Origin of the sequence: Citrobacter sp. Cu096 (assembly GCF_030332285.1) — a bacterium.
Taxonomy (GTDB): Bacteria; Pseudomonadota; Gammaproteobacteria; order Enterobacterales; family Enterobacteriaceae; genus Citrobacter; species Citrobacter meridianamericanus.
In genome coordinates this window covers 16,169-33,133 of sequence record NZ_JAOWID010000026.1, presented here as the reverse complement: position 1 = coordinate 33,133, position 16,965 = coordinate 16,169, and the positions used below count along the sequence as shown (strand labels likewise).

Genomic DNA, 16,965 nt, shown 5'->3' with positions numbered 1-16,965 from the left:
AGGTTTTCTCATGGCACTAACGGCCGCGTTAAAAGCGCAAATCGCCGCCTGGTATAAGGCGCTTCAGGAACAGATCCCCGACTTTATCCCCCGTACGCCGCAACGGCAGATGATTGCCGACGTCGCGAAAACGCTGGCAGGTGAAGAAGGGCGGCATCTGGCGATTGAAGCGCCGACCGGAGTGGGGAAAACCCTGTCGTACCTGCTCCCCGGTATTGCCATCGCGCGTGAAGAACAAAAAACGCTGGTGGTCAGTACCGCCAATGTTGCTTTGCAGGATCAGATCTACAGCAAAGATTTACCGCTGTTGCGCAAAATTATCCCTGACCTACGTTTTACCGCCGCGTTTGGTCGCGGACGCTATGTTTGCCCGCGTAATTTAGCGGCGCTGGCCAGTACCGAACCCAATCAGCAGGATCTGCTGGCCTTTCTCGACGATGACCTGACGCCCAATAACCAGGAAGAACAAAAGCGCTGCGCCAGGCTAAAAGGCGATCTCGACAGTTACAAGTGGGACGGGCTGCGCGATCACACGGATATCGCCATCGATGACGGACTCTGGCAACGCCTGAGCACCGATAAAGCCAGCTGTCTGAATCGTAACTGTCACTACTATCGTGAGTGCCCCTTTTTTGTCGCCCGCCGCGAGATTCAGGAGGCTGAAGTGGTGGTGGCCAACCACGCGCTGGTGATGGCGGCTATGGAAAGCGAAGCTGTGTTGCCGGAGCCGAAAAATCTGCTGCTGGTCCTTGATGAAGGCCACCACCTGCCGGACGTCGCGCGTGATGCGCTGGAGATGAGCGCAGAAATCAGCGCCCCCTGGTATCGGCTCCAGCTGGATCTGTTCTGCAAATTAGTGGCGACCTGCCTGGAACAGTTTCGCCCGAAAACTACGCCGCCGCTGGCGAACGCCGAGCGTCTGAACGCTCACTGTGAAGAGTTGTATGAACTGATTTCATCGCTTAATAGCATTCTTAATCTGTATATGCCCGCTACTCAGGAGGCGGAACATCGCTTTGCGATGGGCGAACTGCCTGCAGAAGTGATGGAGATTTGTCAGCGTCTGGCGAAGCTAACGGAAATGCTGCGCGGTCTGGCGGAATTGTTTCTCAACGATCTCAGCGAAAAAACTGGCACGCACGATGTTGTGCGTCTGCATCGGGTTATTTTGCAGATGAACCGGGCGCTGGGCATGTTTGAGTCGCAAAGCAAACTGTGGCGGCTGGCATCGCTCGCGCAGTCGTCAGGCGCGCCGGTGAGTAAATGGGCGACGCGCGAGCTGCGTGACGGGCAAATCCACGTCTGGTTCCACTGCGTGGGGATCCGTGTGAGCGATCAGCTTGAACGCCTGCTGTGGCGTAGCGTCCCGCATATTATTGTCACTTCCGCAACGCTGCGCTCGCTCAACAGCTTCTCGCGTTTGCAGGAGATGAGTGGGCTGAAGGAAAAAGCAGGGGATCGGTTTGTCGCGCTGGATTCACCGTTTAATCACGTTGAACAGGGCAAAATCGTCATTCCGCAGATGCGCTACGAACCGTTAATTGATAACGAAGAGCAACATATCGCGGAAATGGCCGCCTATTTCCGCGAACAGCTGGAAAGCAAAAAGCATCAGGGGATGCTGGTGCTGTTTGCCAGCGGTCGGGCGATGCAGCGTTTTCTTGAGCACGTCACCGATCTGCGTCTGCTGTTGTTGGTGCAGGGCGATCAGCCGCGCTATCGACTGGTAGAGTTGCACCGCAAACGGGTGACCAACGGCGAGCGCAGCGTGCTGGTTGGGCTGCAATCTTTTGCTGAAGGTCTGGACTTGAAAGGCGACCTGCTGACCCAGGTGCATATTCACAAAATTGCATTTCCGCCGATCGACAGCCCGGTAGTGATCACCGAGGGCGAGTGGTTGAAAAGCCTGAATCGCTATCCTTTCGAGGTTCAAAGCCTGCCTGCGGCGTCATTCAATTTGATCCAGCAGGTTGGGAGACTCATTCGTAGCCACGGCTGCTGGGGAGAAGTGGTTATTTATGACAAACGTTTATTGACCAAAAATTATGGCAAGCGTTTACTGAACGCGTTACCCATATTTCCGATAGAGCAACCTGCTGTGCCAGACGTTATAGTAAAACCAAAAGAAAAAACGAAACCTACGCGTCGCCGTCGGCGTTAACGATGCGAGCAACAGGCAAGGAGTTATCGATGGATTACCGCAAAATCATAAAAGAGATTGGGCGAGGAAAAAATCACGCGCGTGACCTGGATAAGGATACTGCTCGCGGACTGTATACCCATATGTTGAACGGCGACGTACCGGAGCTTGAAATGGGCGGCGTACTGATTGCGCTACGTATTAAAGGCGAAGGCGAAGCGGAGATGCTGGGCTTTTACGAAGCAATGCAAAACCACACCCTTCGCCTGACCCCGCCGGTTGCCAAACCCATGCCGATTGTCATTCCCAGCTACAACGGCGCGCGCAAGCAGGCGAATTTGACGCCGCTGTTGGCGATTTTACTGCATAAGCTGGGCTTCCCGGTGGTGGTGCACGGCGTCAGCGAGGATCCTACCCGCGTGCTGACAGAAACCATTTTCGAGCTGATGGGGATTGCGCCGACGCGGCATGCCGGGCAGGCACAGGCAAAGCTGGATGGTCATCAGCCGGTGTTTATCCCGGTGAGCGCGCTGTGTCCTCCGCTGGAAAAACAGCTGGCGATGCGTTGGCGAATGGGGGTGCGCAACAGTGCGCACACGTTGGCCAAATTAGCCACACCGTTTGCTGAAGACGCCGCGCTGCGTCTTTCCAGCGTGTCACACCCGGAATACGTCTCGCGTGTGGCAAAATTCTTCAGCGATATCGGTGGACGTGGCCTGTTGATGCACGGTACCGAAGGCGAGGTGTACGCCAACCCGCAGCGCTGCCCGCAGATAAGCCTGATCGATTCGTCCGGTGTGCGAGTGCTACAGGACCGACAGAGCGAGATGCCTGACGAGCCGGTACCGCTGCCGGTGGCAAAAGATCCGGAAACCACTGCGCGCTGGATTGAGCGTTGTCTGGCCGGCAGTGAGCCGGTTCCGGCATCGTTGAAAATCCAGATGGCCTGCTGCCTGGTGGCAACCGGTGAATCCGCGACGCTGGCTGAAGGACTTGCTCGCGTCGAACAAAACTTCTGATTTTTTATTCCCCGACGGGCCATTTTCCAGGCCTGTCGGTTCTCTCTTTTCGCCAACGTGAAATTTCTGCACGTTTATTGACCTCCTGAGCGCCGTGGCGCAGCATAGTTTGTTGAAAAATAAGAAACACAATCAACACGCGACACAACAGGAGATAACAATGAACAGTGGACATCGCTTCCCTGCGCCAACGCTGCACGCATTTACCCAGGCCGTTTTTCAGCAGATGGGAAGCAATGAACAGGAGGCGCGACTGGTGGCCGATCATCTGATAGCCTCTAACCTCGCCGGTCATGACTCCCACGGCATCGGCATGATCCCCAGCTATATTCGCTCATTCTCGCAGGGACATCTGCAGATCAATCGTCATGCCAAAGTGGTTAAAGATGCGGGGGCGGTGATTACGCTTGATGGCGATTGTGCCTTTGGTCAGGTGGCGGCGCATGAAGCCATCACGCTGGGGATTGAAAAAGCGCGTCAGCACGGTATTGCCGCCGTGGCATTACATAATTCGCATCATATTGGACGTATTGGCTACTGGGCGGAGCAATGTGCGGCGGCAGGTTTTGTCTCAGTGCATTTTGTGAGTGTGGTCGGGATCCCGATGGTTGCACCGTTTCATGGCCGCGATAGTCGTTTTGGCACTAACCCCTTCTGCGTTGTTTTTCCGCGTAAAAATACCTTCCCGCTGTTGCTGGACTATGCAACCAGTGCCATCGCGTTTGGCAAAACCCGTGTGGCATGGCACAAGGGGGAGCCGGTGGCTCCGGGATGCCTGATTGATACAAACGGGGTGCCTACAACCGATCCTGCGGTAATGCAGGTTTCTCCGCTGGGATCGTTGCTCACGTTTGCCCAACACAAAGGTTATGCGCTGGCCGCGATGTGTGAAATTATGGGTGGTGCGCTTTCAGGGGGTAAAACCACACATGAAGAGAGCCTGCAGACCAGCCCGGACGCCATCATCAACTGTATGACCACTATTATTATGAATCCGGAACTGTTTAGCGCGCCGGACTGTGACAACCAGGTTGCGGCATTTGCCGAATGGGTGAAAGCGTCCCCGCATGCTGAAGATGCCCCGATCCTGTTGCCTGGGGAGTGGGAAGTGAATACTCGCGAGGAACGGCTGGAACACGGTATTCCGCTGGATGCCGGAAGCTGGCAAGCGATTTGTGAGGCGGCACTGCAAATGGGCATGCCAGACGCCGTGTTGCAGGAATTCCGTCAACGACTGGAACACTAAGCAAAAAAAAGCCCGTCCAGTGGCGGACGGGCAAACAAAGGGTAACAAACAGGGTCAATGAGGGTTGGAGCATTGGGTCGTACAGGTAATCTTTCGGTTATTTATAGATAACCGCGGTGCCGCTCATTTTGTCTTTACCGACAGCGGAAGTGATGCTGTAACCAGATGCACCAGCAGCAGCCGCTTTCTCAGCCAGTTTGGCTTCCAGGCCATCCAGTGTGGTGGCCCCATCAGCAGAAACTACACCAATTTTATTCATGCTTTGTGCCTGAGTGGAGGAAACCGGCTCGGCAGCGAAAACGCCAAATGACAGGGTAGACAGGGCGATAGCAGCAACAGCATATTTAATGTATTTCATGATTAATCTCTCGCAGGTTTGTTCTGTTAGTTAGTGTTCTGTTAAGAAGACGTTGTTTCGTCGATGTGATAAGTATCACGTTTTTTTTGGCGAGAGAAAATCGAATAGAATTGACGACATCAATCAAAAAAATTGAATGACAAATAACTTATTGAATATTAATAAATTCAGATGAGGGATTTACAGTTCTTGTCACTACGCTTTACAGAGAAACCAACAACGGCACATTTTGCCACACAGAGTGCAAAAAAGCGTGCTCGTAAAGGAAATCGTATGCGCTGAAACTTTTGGTAAAGATGAGTCAACGTAGCTGGCTATCTTTCGAACCTCTGCGATTATATCCTGAAAATGCTGCATTATGTGAATCTTTATCCTGTTGGCATGTAATGCACAAGCGTACGCCAGGTACTGCCTCACGCCTGGCCTGTGGGATAGGATTGCCGCATTCTTCGCATTCATACAGACTTTCCCCCGTCGGTAACTCACCACGGGCGCGGGCAACAGCATCTTCAATAGTATTGTTGATCTGTTCGTTAACTGCGTCGTCATTTGCCCATCCGGATGCCATATGTACCTCCTGCTGATGTCTACAGAATAAGTATAGCGAATGTGATGGGCGAAAAACGACCACGCATCAGCGGTATCAGATTTCAGACCATTCGCGCAGCAGGTTATGGTAGAGATTGAGTAACGACAGGATCTCGCTACTTTCCCCATGACGCGCCTTCAGGGACTGAATGTTTTTATCCAGTTCAAAAAGCATGGCGCGATTTTTGTCATCTCGGATCATCGACTGGATCCACATAAAGGATGCCACACGAACCCCACGGGTTACCGGCGTAACGCAGTGCAAGCTGCTGGAAGGGTAAAGCACCAGATCGCCCGCTGGAAGTTTTACCGCGTGCTGGCCGTAGGTATCATTGACCAGCAGTTCTCCTCCCGCATAATCGTCGGGATTACTGAGGAATAAGGTGGCGGAAAGGTCTGTGCGCATCCAGCCGTTTTCCGGATGACTACGTACCGCGCCGTCAACGTGGAAACCGTAGGTTTCATGGTCCTGGTAGCGATTAAACAGCGGTGTGGAGAGCGTTTTCGGTAATGCTGCGGCGAAGAAAAGCGGGCTGTTATTCACCGCAGTTTGTACCGCTTGTTGCAAAACGCCGTAACGCTCGCTTTGCGTATCCACCTGCTGGTTGTTTTTTACCTGCGCGCCCTGGGCGCCGGTGGTTGCTCGGCCATCAATCCAGTCGGCAGCGTCCAGTTGTTCGCGAAACCAGGCGACATCCTGCGCCGACAGAACGCCGGGAATGTGGTACATCATCAGTGTTTCTCCTGAAAGTGGGGCTTTCGCCCCACGAGATGGATCAGAAATGCATATTGGCGGTGAGCAGGAAGGTTCTTGGCTCGCCCGGATGGTAACGGTATCCGCTCTTGTTGATGGAGGATACATAATCGGTGTCGAACAGGTTATAGACGTTCAGCTGGAAATCGAGATTGCGATTCACGCGATAACCCAGCCTGGCGTCGGCGACCCAGTAACCTTCAGTATAAGATGGCGTACCCACTGCGCCGTCCGAACCGCGATGCATGCTGCCCACGTAGCGTGCGCCCGCGCCAACGGAAATATCATCGGTAGCCTGATACTGGCTCCACAGCGTGAAGGCATGTTCTGGCGTATAGGGCAGGGAAGAAGAACCATCCTGAGCAATGTTTTTGCCGCTGTGGATCGTGGCGCGTTGCTGGGTGTATCCTCCAATAACCTGCCATGCGGGGGTGATGTTGCCAGCTACGGAGAGTTCGTAGCCTTCAACGCGTTTCTCCCCGTACTGGGAATATGTTCCGTCGTCGTTCTGCTCTACTTCATTCTCAATATCTGTGCGGAAAATCGCGGCGGTTAACAGCAGGCGCTTATCCAGCACCTCCCATTTGGTGCCGATCTCGCTGGTTTTCGCTTTCTGTGGTTTGAAGTCGGTACGGTTTGCGCTGTTACCGGTTCCTCCCTGCGCAAGGGCAAAGTTGCTGCCGCCCGGCGGTTGCTGAGAAACGGCATAGTTAATGTAGACATTGCCGTTATCGGTCAGGTGATACAGCGCGCCCGCTTTCCAGTTCACCAGATTGCCTGATTTGGCCGTATCCACGGTCGTAACCGGAGAACCTTTGGCGACGCCTGTCGGACATGCAATTGCACCACGGCCGGAAGCGCCGCAAGCGGTGGCGCTGTCATATTCAGTGCGGTAATTGTCGAGGCGAATACCGCCGTTTAGCTCAAACTCACGGGTAATTTGTAACGTATCAAAAGCGTATACGCCAAAGGTGTCGGTTTGCCCGTTGGCGTTGGCACCACTACGCGATAATCCGCCGATATTCACGTCGCTGTTGGGATGATAAATATTAACCGGCGGCGGGGTGAGCGGGGCTACACCATAGTTGGTTTGTGTTTCGCGCGCCAGTTCCACACCGGTACTGATGTCGTGGCCGATGGACCCGGTGTAAAATTTTGAGGTCAGGTTAGTCTGGTTGGTCAGGATTTTGTTACTGACATCTTTGGTATTTGCCAGGCGTGACCATGTCCAGGTGTCGACGCTGCTGGTGGGTTGCGTAATGTTAGACGCACCGCCCATCACCGCCGTCATCAGATAATCCTGTTTAATACGCGACCAGCGGGTGGTGTTGCGAATCGTGGTGCTGTCGCTCAGGTCATGTTCAAAACGCATTGTCGCGGTATCGGTCGTCGAATCGTCGTAATCCGAGTTGGTACCGTAGAAGTTATGCGTATCGACTTTTCCTGAATGATTCAGTGCAGACGTTCCTGCGGAAGGCGCAGAGTAACCCGGCAGGCCGATAGTGGGGATGCCTCCATCCGGCGTGTTGTGCTGAGTCACGTGCAGATAGTTCAGATACAGTCGGTTCTCGGTGCCCAAGCCAAAAGCGAGAGAGGGGGCCACACCGTAACGTTCATTCTTTACGCTGTCGCGACCGGCATCATGTGTTTTTTCGCCCATCAGATTTAAACGTGCGGCTGTGGTGTCGCCGATAGCCTGGTTAATGTCCAGCGTACCACGGCGGAACCAGGCGCTGCCGACGCTGGCCGACGCATCGATCCCGGAGTCGGTGCGCGGCTGTTTACTGATCATATTGATGGAACCTGTCGGTGCGCTACGCCCATAGTCGGTGCCGGAAGGGCCTTTGATCACTTCGACCTGTTCGGTATTGAAGGTATCGCGCGTGACGCTGCCAATATCACGAATACCGTCGATATAAATACTGTTTGAGGTATCCGCACCACGCATATAAACCGCATCACCGGTAGTGGAATTGCCGTTTTCGCCAGCGAAAAACGCGCCAACGCCCGGTACGTTTTTCAGCGCATCGGTCAGATTTGTTGCGCCTTGATCCTTAATCACTTGTTCAGAAATCACCGTCATGGTGCGGGTGGTATCCGCTACCGGGCGGGAGAATTTAGGGTCGGCAGACTGTGTTGGGGCATACAGCGAAGGTTTGGTCGCTTCAACGACCAATGTATCTTCTTGTTTTTTATCCTGATCGCCTGCAGCGACAGCCTGGGCTACCGGAGACAGGCCAATGCACAGACCAGCAAAAAAAGTCAGTGAATGAAAACTACTGGACGGCAAGTTGCGATTTTTATCCATGTTAATAAGTGACTTATTATTTTTGAGTAGACGGTTTCACTCACGCGAAGGGACATCTCTGTGGATGTTGTACCCTGCAGGTCTCGCGAAAATGAATGTGTAATTGATAATGATTTTGATAATCATTTCTAATCAGTGAGGAGTTTTAGCATTCATTAATTCAAAAATAAATACATTTATTTACATTGGATTCAAAATTCCAACATGATGATTACGATTTGAGCTGTGTGTGGCGTGATGAGAGCGCAAAAAACTGCATTCGGGTCGAATGCAGTTGGGATGAGGTGGGGGCTACTTATAAATAGTTGCGGTACCGTACATCTGGTTTTTACCGCCCGCAGAGTTAACAACAAAGCCTTTTGCGCCTTGTTCTTTCGCTTTTTCTGCCAGCTTGTCTTCGAGATCGCTCAGGTTAGTTGCACCGGTAGCAGATACTGTGCCGGAAGCGTGTAACTGACCGGTGGCTGGGCTGGTGTAGGGCTGTGCAGCAAATGACGCAAAGGTCATGCCGGCCAGTACGGTAGCGGCAAGTAATGTGAGGCATTTCTTCATGGTGATATCCTCTGAAAAACAACAGGTGTGCCTGATAAGTTTAGGTCGCCAGCAGATGACATTTACCGCAAAAAATCGATGATGAACCGTCTGTTTTTTGAACAAAGAAATCGGTATGAAGCAGGCATAAAAAAATCAAATTTCCACGAAGTGCGTGTTTACCCCGTGACGTTATGCGGGTATCTTACGCCGCTGTTAAAAGGAGAATGCTATGCCCCCCCAGAAACCGGGATTACACCCACGCAATCGCCACAATGGCCGTTATGATCTTGCGACTTTATGCCAGGTTACCCCAGAGCTGACGCAATTTCTCACCCTCACGCCAGGCGGTGAGCAGAGTGTTGATTTCGCCAATCCGCAAGCCGTCAAGGCGCTCAATAAGTCACTGTTGGCGCATTTTTATGCGGTGAAAAACTGGGATATTCCAGACGGTTTTTTGTGTCCTCCTGTTCCTGGCCGCGCTGATTACATTCACCACCTGGCCGACCTATTGGGGGAAACCAACGGCACCATTCCGGCAAATGCGAGCATCCTGGACATCGGCGTAGGGGCAAACTGTATTTATCCGTTGATCGGCGTGCACGAATACGGCTGGCGATTCACGGGCAGTGAGACCAGTAGCGAAGCGTTTAACAGCGCTCAGGCGATCGTAAACGGCAATCCGGGGTTAACCCGTGCTATTCGTCTGCGTCGCCAGAAAGATGCTACGGCAATCTTCAACGGTATCATTCACAAAAATGAGCAGTATGAAGCCACATTGTGTAACCCGCCATTCCATGATTCTGCGGCCTCAGCCCGCGCAGGAAGCGAGCGTAAACGTCGTAATCTGGGGCAAGATAAAGATGATGCGCTGAACTTTGGCGGACAGCAGCAGGAGCTGTGGTGTGAAGGCGGTGAAGTGGCGTTCATTAAAAAAATGATCGCTGAAAGCCAGGCCTTTGGTCGCCAGGTGATGTGGTTCACCACGCTGGTTTCGCGCGGCGAGAATTTGCCTCCGCTGTATCACGCGTTGACGGACGCGGGCGCGGTGAAAGTGGTCAAGAAAGAGATGGCCCAGGGGCAAAAGCAGAGCCGCTTTATTGCCTGGACCTTTATGGATAACGATCAGCGTCGCCGTTTTATGGCGCGTCAACGTTAAAGCGTTGGCTCGGCTGGCGGCAGCGGTTCGCTTGCCGCAGGCGTTGGGCCATGCACCGGTGCAGGCAAGACCTGATATGTCTGTACCGGCGCGCGTATGTTCGCCAGATCGAAGTATTTCTTCACCTGGCTGTCGAGCGCAAAACGTACCGTCCACTGCTTCAGCGGCAAGGTGGTAAACGAAACCCGCAGCGTGAAGGCCGTATTGGTTAACCCTACAATCCCCGCAAACGACGGCTCGCCGATAATAAGCCCACGGATGTCTTCTTTTTCCATCACCGCAGCAACCGCGTCTTTCAACGCCTGATTCGCTTTATCCGCATCCTCATGGCGGTCTACATCGTAATTGGCGACGACCGATCCTATTCCACGCACAAAGTTGGCGAAGGTCGTTATCGATGACCAGGGAATGATATGGTACGCCCCGGTGTCCTGACGCACGCCCACAGAGCGGATAGACATCCGTTCTACCGTACCGGTGAGAGGACCGATGGTAACCAGGTCGCCGGTGTTCATGCCATTTTCGAACTGAATAAAGATCCCGGTAATAATATCTTTTACCAGCGTTTGCGAACCAAAAGAGATCGCCAACCCCAACGCCCCGGCCCCAGCCAGTAAGGGGGCGATATTGACGCCAATTTCTGACAGCACAATCATGATGGTGATCGTGCTGATGATCACCGCCAGCGCGTTGCGAAACAACGTCAACAGGGTGCGGGTACGCGCGCTGGGTAGCGGGCGGCCGTGAATATCGGAAGCCAGACGATTTTCAATCAGGCTGGCGAGAATCGTCCAACCGATGGCGGAGAAGAATAAAATCAGCGCGATACGGATCAGGATATCCACCGTTTTTTCTCCTGCGCCGTAATGCAGCCAGTTCCAGAAGTCGAACAGTCCCCAGGCATTCAGTAGCAGCATGACCGCGACACACACCGTCAGGATCCTGGCGACGCTTAACGCCGTCGACAACCAACCATTCAGCCGCTTTTGGAGTTCCGGATAGCTGCGCTGGGTATGTGGTGAAAGAGTAATGGTTTTGGCTATCCAGCGGGAAAGCATACCGGAAACAAACGCGGCGATCCCGACGATCACCAGGCTGCGCAGCGTGGCACCCATCATGAATTTCAGGCTGTTGCCTGGATCAAACAGCGAGAAGAAAAACAGCACAATGAAGTAGGCGCTGGCCAGCCAATGCCATACCAACGCAAAAGCGCGAATAAACAGACTGAAAAAAGCGAGGGATCTTTCCGCCAGATTCAACAAATGCTGAGTAATTTCTTTCTTGTTTCTGAAAATCAGGTACAGCGCCCATAGTGTGATACACAACATGATGATGACGTTTGCCATCGCGCCGACCTGCACGTTGACCTGATTCGAGATAATGGGTACGGCAACAATAAGCCCGTAGCCAATCAGGCTGCTCAATGAACTCAATCGGCGATTCCAGTAGCGCGCGCCAGCATCCTGAATGTTAAACGGGCGCAGCTCGGCCACCGTAGGGCAAAATATCAGGCGCAAAATGGCCTTGAAGAACTCAATCAGGGCGAAAGCATTGAGAAACAAACTTTGCTGAAAAGCGATCGTGCGACTGCCGGCGTTCATTTTGTCGCTCAGTATCTGCCCGACAAACAATGTCAGCGCCAGCAGAAGTAAATCGATAACGAATGCGCCAACGATCATCGCCGGAAGCTGGAGCCAGTTGCTGCGCTCGCGGTTTTTGCGCCGTGCCCATTGTCCCATTTTGCGATACAGCGGCAGCGCGCACAGACGAACCAACCAGAAAAAACCGAACACCGACACCGCCAGCATTAAAAAATGCGTCAGGGCATTGGTGAACGTTTGCGAGTTAAAGGTTTTGTGCGGGGCATCGGTAATATTGCGATAAAGCTGGGCAAAGCGGCTGGAGAGGGCTTCACCGTAGTGGCGGGTGACATCCGTGACGTTTTCCAGTACCGTTTTTTCCTCCGTTAGCGTGGGCGGGACAATGGTCGGCACCGGCTGGGCAGGAGGGGCAGTGGCCACTTTGCGTAACTGGCCGATCAGCTCCTGACGCGAGGCGTCATTTTCCAGCACATCGGCCAGTGCGCCGTAAGCCGCTTTTTTCTGTTCAATATCCGGCTCTTTCGCCGGTGTGGTTTGCGCGTTGGTTGACGTTGGCGTGGTAACGCCAGGAATCGTCACCGCCTGGGTCGGAAGACTCAACAGACAAACAATGATGAACAGGATCCCGCGCATGACTCCTCCCATGAGAAAATAAATTCAAAAGGATAAGTATAGATGTCAGGGCGGGAGAGAATTGAAATGAGAGGATTCTGGTGAAAAACCTCCCTTCGGATGAAGGGAGGCAGAGCTATCAGGAAACGTGCTGCAAGAATTCCTGTAAGCGTTGGCTGGGCGGATTTTCAATCAGGGCCTGCGGATTACCGTCCTCGGCAATACGGCCCTTATCAATGAAAATCAGGCGTGAAGCCACTTTTTCGGCAAAACCGATTTCGTGGGTCACAATCACCATGGTCATCCCTTCTTCCGCGAGATCCTGCATTACTTTCAGAACTTCGTGGCGCAGTTCCGGATCCAGCGCTGAGGTTGGCTCATCAAACAACATCATTTTTGGCTTCACCGCCAGCGCACGGGCGATAGCCACACGCTGTTGTTGACCGCCGGACAGCTCAGAAGGGTAGTGGTGGGCGCGCTCGGCCAGTCCCACTTTCGCCAGCAGTTCTTTCGCCAGTTTCTCGGCCTGTTCTTTATTCGCCCCGCGTACGCGCTGCGGCCCGAACATGACGTTTTCCAGCGCCGTCAGATGCGGGAACAGATAGAACTGTTGAAACACCATCCCGGCTTCCTGGCGGATTAACCGCTCGTCTACCTTCGGATCGTTCACTTTCAGACCGTCGACGATCAGATCGCCAGAGGTTATCTCTTCCAGTTTGTTAATGCAGCGCAGCAGGGTAGATTTACCGGATCCGGAGGGTCCGATAATGACCACCACTTCACCCTGTTCAATGTTCAGATCAATATTGTGCAGCACCTGGGTTGGACCAAAGTGCTTAGAAACGTTTTTAAATTCAATCACAGGATTTTCATCCTTCTTTCCAGACGACGCAGAATGAAGCTCAGCACCAGCGTAATGATCAGATAGAACACCGCAACGGCGCTCCAGATTTCCAGTGCGCGGAAGTTACCGGCAATGATTTCCTGGCCCTGACGGGTCAGTTCGGCGACGCCAATGACAATAAACAGCGAGGTATCTTTAATGCTGATGATCCACTGGTTGCCCAGCGGCGGCAGCATACGACGCAGTGCGAGAGGTAAAATTACGTGGCGGATGGTCTCTGTGCGTGAAAGCCCAAGCGCCAACCCTGCCTCGCTGAAGCCTTTATGGATTGAGAGCACCGCGCCGCGGGTGATTTCCGCAATATAGGCCCCGGAGTTGATCATGATGGTGACAACGGCGGCGCTAAAGGGGTCAATGCGTAAATCGTTAAATGCCATTGGCAGGGCGAAGTAAATAAACATCACCTGCACAACGATTGGCGTACCGCGAATAACTTCGATAAACACCAGCGCTACGTGGTTGGCTATCCAACCGCCGAAGGTGCGCGCAAACCCTGCTGCAAGTCCGATTACCAGACCGCCAGCCAGACCGAGGACCGAGATCCACAGGGTCATTTTGGCGCCTTCAATCAAAAGCGGGATGGCGGGCCAGATGGCACTCCAGTCAAACTGCATATGTCGTTCCTGTTACCGTGGTGAGAAAAACAATGAGCCATAACATGATGACTCAAAATTGCAGACCCGGCGGCGCTGGCGCTACCGGGCGTTACAGAACGTTCTTGTTATTTAGGCTCAGTACCGAACCATTTTTTGTAGATTTCGTTGTACGTGCCGTTTTCTTTCAGCGTTTTCAGCGCGCCGTTCACTTTCTCGCGCAGTTCATCGCTACCTTTCGGGAAGGCGATACCGTACTGCTGAGCTTCAAGGGACTCACCTACGGCTTTGAACTGGCCGTTACCCGCGGTTTTAATGAAGTAAAGAATGTTTGGCGTGTCGTGCAGCACGGCGTCTGCGCGGTTGGTGCCCAGTTCCATATACGCGTTATCGATGTTCGGGAACTGACGCAGGTCTTTAGTTTTGATGTTAGCTTTCGCGTAATCAACGGAACCGGTGCCGCTCTTCACTGCGACAACTTTACCATCGAGATCTTTCACGCTTTTCACGTCGTTATTATTTGCTTTGACCATCACCAACAGACCGCTTTTATAGTAGCCGTCAGAGAAGTCGATCGCTTTTTTACGCTCATCAGTGATGGTGATACCCGCCAGTGCCAGGTCGATATTTTTGGTTTGCAGAGCCGGGATGATGCCACTGAAATCCATTGGTTTCAGTTCATAATCCAGCTTCAGTTCTTTGGCCACGGCAGCCCACAGATCCACATCAAAACCAACGTATTTGTCACCCTGCTTGAATTCAAACGGTACAAACGCAGTGTCGGTTGCGACAACCAGTTTCTTATCTGCGGCATGGGAGGACACCGCAAAAGCCAGGGTAAGTGCAGCCAGTGAAACTTTTAATACAGACTTCATAGGATTTCCTTTTATATCCACGGGGCGATCCCCTGCGAGAACATATGGCTTAATGAAATAATCGTGCCAATTTTGCAACTCATTGTTTTAACAAGAGGGTGTCTTGTTTTTCTGCACAATGAATAGGGCAAAGAAGGCGATCTGCACTGTTTTGGGGCACTCATTTGGTGCGTACCTGGCACGGTGCAAACGGTATCACTATTTAGCGTAAAAAATGTTGATAAAACAATCTTTCGTTAACGATTGTGTGAAGTGATTATTACAAATAATTTACTTTGAAGGGGTGAATGATCAATGCTGTGCACCATAGATGTGCAAAACCCCCGCCGGGGCGAGGGTTATATAGGTAATTCTTATGTCTGTTGTTATTCAATGTTGGCTTCGATAAACCACAGGAATTTGTCGAGGTCGCGTGAAGCGGCGGTGAAGATATCTGCGGTATCTTCGTCTTTTGCTTCGCCAATGGCTTTACGGACGCTGTTAGCGACGACGGCATAGCGGTCAGCCAGTTCTTTCAGGTGATCCTGTACGCTATGGATATCCAGTGGATAGCTTTTCAGAGGCGTTTTGCTGTTAATAACCTGAGTTGTACCCAATGCCACACCACCTAGCTGTACGGCTCGTTCAGCCATCGTGTCGAGGTGATCGGTCAGGGCAGTACGGAAACCATCCAGCATTTCATGTACGGCAATGAAGTTCGCGCCGCGCATATTCCAGTGGGCCTGTTTGGTGATCAACGACAGGTCGATGAATTGGATCACTTGCTGATTCAGCAGCTCAACAGTCGCTTTCTTTTCGCTGTCTGTCACATCGTTGCGGGTATAAAGGAGGGCAGATGCTTTTGTTTTTACCAATTTTGCGGTACTCATATTTTCATATCCTCTTGATGTTTATGTCCCAACTCTTCAACGAAAATAAGTATAGCGCTAAATTTGGATTTATCTTCCCGGTGTTACCTATTACTTTAATAGTGAAGAGACGATGAATATAAAATAGTTGATAAAATCAGTATCTTATGGTGGTTTTGGATGGGGTGATGTTATTTTTATGTTAATGTAAAAAATGAATCAAATATGCGAATGAGAAAAATCTATTTATTAGAATAATTATTACGCAAATTTACAATTGGATATTCTGCATGATTATGCAAACCATGCAGAATATTAAGGGGTTAATTTACGTCAACTTGTTTTATTTGTGGTTCTTTGCGAATAGTGAGCGTAGAACCCATCGATGCGACAATAATGGCGCCCAGTGCAAGCGTCTGAATTAGTGTCAGCGTTTCACCGAGGAAGATCATTCCGGAAATCGCCGCCAGCGCCGGTTCCATGCTCATCAACGTCCCAAAAGTACGCGTTGGCAGTCGCGTCAGCGCAATCATCTCCAGCGAATAGGGAAGCGCAGTAGAGAGGACCGCAACGGCCAGGCCTAATGGCAGAATGGACCAGTGCCACAGGGCATCGCCGGCCTGGAGCACACCGATAGGGACAAAAATCAACGCCGCAATTAATGACCCTACCGCAACGGTAGCTGGGCCGTGTTCCGCGCCGGCACGTTGCCCGGTAAGAATATAGATTGCCCAGCAGGCACCAGCCCCCAGCGCCAGCGCAGCACCGGTTAAATCGACGTGAGAAACGTCCTGACCTAATGGCAGCAGGAACCACAGTCCGAGTACAGCCAGTGCAACCCAAATGAAATCCACCGGACGTCGGGATGAAAATAGCGCTACCGCGAGCGGGCCGGTGAACTCCAGCGCCACGGCAATTCCCAGCGGTACGGTCTGAATTGACAGGTAGAAGAGGTAGTTCATCCCGCCCAGCGACAGGCCGTAAAACAATAGAGGAAGACGCTGCTCTTTGGCGAATCGTAAACGCCAGGGTTTAAAGAAGGCGATAAGGATGAGGGTGCCCAGTGCAAGGCGCAGTGCAGTCACCCCCGGTGCGCCAACGAGAGGGAACAGCGATTTTGCCAGAGATGCTCCACTTTGAATGGAGGACATAGCAATCAGCAAAACCAAAATAGGCAACCAGACTGGCGCTTTACGTAACGACCCCGGCATCCTTTCTCCTGTCTAAATATGTCAATAGAAGTAAAACAGCGAGTGTAATGGAAATACACTCATGTGGTTGAGTATTCGTTGAAAAAAAATTGCTCAGTTCCGTACAATGGGATGAAATTGATGGATTAATAATCTGTGTGATTAGGAATAATCTGGATGAATGTGCCATATTGTGCGCGCAATAATGGCAGTTTACGTTAGAAAAGTGATGTTAATTG

The 16,965-nt window shown here is 52.1% G+C and carries 15 protein-coding genes; 4 read left to right on the top strand and 11 right to left on the bottom strand.

Annotated elements, in window-relative coordinates:
* Positions 1-10: 10 nt before the first annotated feature.
* The 3 genes from dinG to OGX99_RS11405 all read left to right on the top strand — a co-directional run bounded on the left by dinG (position 11) and on the right by OGX99_RS11405 (position 4,405).
* Positions 11-2,161 carry an ATP-dependent DNA helicase DinG gene (gene dinG / locus OGX99_RS11415; protein ID WP_286543588.1) on the top strand — a complete coding sequence of 717 codons (2,151 nt, stop codon included), beginning with the start codon at positions 11-13 and terminating at the stop codon, positions 2,159-2,161.
* 29 nt (positions 2,162-2,190) lie between these two features.
* A complete protein-coding gene (gene ybiB, locus OGX99_RS11410) occupies positions 2,191-3,159 on the top strand; it encodes a DNA-binding protein YbiB (RefSeq protein ID WP_151224987.1) in 969 nt (322 codons plus the stop codon).
* Positions 3,160-3,319: 160 nt separating this feature from the next.
* On the top strand, positions 3,320-4,405 hold the full coding sequence (locus tag OGX99_RS11405; protein WP_286537956.1) for a malate/lactate/ureidoglycolate dehydrogenase: 1,086 nt from the start codon (positions 3,320-3,322) through the stop codon (positions 4,403-4,405).
* Between the two features lie 97 nt (positions 4,406-4,502).
* Here the strand turns inward: OGX99_RS11405 and ybiJ are convergent, their stop codons facing one another.
* The 5 genes from ybiJ to mcbA form a co-directional block, all read right to left on the bottom strand.
* A complete protein-coding gene (ybiJ, locus tag OGX99_RS11400) occupies positions 4,503-4,763 on the bottom strand; it encodes a DUF1471 family protein YbiJ (protein ID WP_286543584.1) in 261 nt (86 codons plus the stop codon).
* Positions 4,764-5,064: 301 nt separating this feature from the next.
* Positions 5,065-5,331, bottom strand: a complete 267-nt coding sequence (locus OGX99_RS11395) for a DksA/TraR family C4-type zinc finger protein (protein ID WP_142417726.1) — start codon at positions 5,329-5,331, stop codon at positions 5,065-5,067.
* Between the two features lie 75 nt (positions 5,332-5,406).
* Complete coding sequence (gene ybiX / locus OGX99_RS11390; protein WP_151219607.1) at positions 5,407-6,084, bottom strand: PKHD-type hydroxylase YbiX; 678 nt, start codon at positions 6,082-6,084, stop codon at positions 5,407-5,409.
* Positions 6,085-6,127: 43 nt separating this feature from the next.
* Positions 6,128-8,413 (bottom strand): catecholate siderophore receptor Fiu, encoded by a 2,286-nt coding sequence (locus OGX99_RS11385; protein WP_286543582.1) that lies wholly within the window; start codon positions 8,411-8,413, stop codon positions 6,128-6,130.
* Between the two features lie 291 nt (positions 8,414-8,704).
* Entirely contained in the window at positions 8,705-8,965 is a 261-nt protein-coding gene (gene mcbA / locus OGX99_RS11380; RefSeq protein WP_151219609.1) for a DUF1471 family periplasmic protein McbA, read from the bottom strand.
* Between the two features lie 211 nt (positions 8,966-9,176).
* On the opposite strand from mcbA, the gene rlmF reads away from it, so the two are divergent.
* Complete coding sequence (gene rlmF, locus OGX99_RS11375) at positions 9,177-10,103, top strand: 23S rRNA (adenine(1618)-N(6))-methyltransferase RlmF (RefSeq protein ID WP_187252750.1); 927 nt, start codon at positions 9,177-9,179, stop codon at positions 10,101-10,103.
* Here rlmF and ybiO read toward each other — a convergent pair.
* The 6 genes from ybiO to rhtA all read right to left on the bottom strand — a co-directional run bounded on the left by ybiO (position 10,100) and on the right by rhtA (position 16,747).
* Positions 10,100-12,337 (bottom strand): mechanosensitive channel protein, encoded by a 2,238-nt coding sequence (gene ybiO / locus OGX99_RS11370; RefSeq protein ID WP_286543579.1) that lies wholly within the window; start codon positions 12,335-12,337, stop codon positions 10,100-10,102. The two genes, rlmF and ybiO, sit on opposite strands and share 4 nt — an antisense overlap.
* Positions 12,338-12,455: 118 nt before the next feature.
* A complete protein-coding gene (glnQ, locus tag OGX99_RS11365; RefSeq protein ID WP_048226011.1) occupies positions 12,456-13,178 on the bottom strand; it encodes a glutamine ABC transporter ATP-binding protein GlnQ in 723 nt (240 codons plus the stop codon).
* Positions 13,175-13,834, bottom strand: coding sequence for a glutamine ABC transporter permease GlnP (gene glnP, locus OGX99_RS11360; protein ID WP_043015695.1), 660 nt, complete (start codon positions 13,832-13,834; stop codon positions 13,175-13,177). The genes glnQ and glnP overlap by 4 nt, the downstream gene beginning before the upstream one ends.
* A 107-nt stretch (positions 13,835-13,941) precedes the next feature.
* Entirely contained in the window at positions 13,942-14,688 is a 747-nt protein-coding gene (glnH, locus tag OGX99_RS11355; protein ID WP_016152370.1) for a glutamine ABC transporter substrate-binding protein GlnH, read from the bottom strand.
* 365 nt (positions 14,689-15,053) lie between these two features.
* Positions 15,054-15,557 carry a DNA starvation/stationary phase protection protein Dps gene (gene dps, locus OGX99_RS11350; protein ID WP_151219612.1) on the bottom strand — a complete coding sequence of 168 codons (504 nt, stop codon included), beginning with the start codon at positions 15,555-15,557 and terminating at the stop codon, positions 15,054-15,056.
* A 302-nt stretch (positions 15,558-15,859) separates the two neighbouring features.
* Complete coding sequence (rhtA, locus tag OGX99_RS11345) at positions 15,860-16,747, bottom strand: threonine/homoserine exporter RhtA (RefSeq protein WP_278238549.1); 888 nt, start codon at positions 16,745-16,747, stop codon at positions 15,860-15,862.
* Positions 16,748-16,965: the final 218 nt, after the last annotated feature.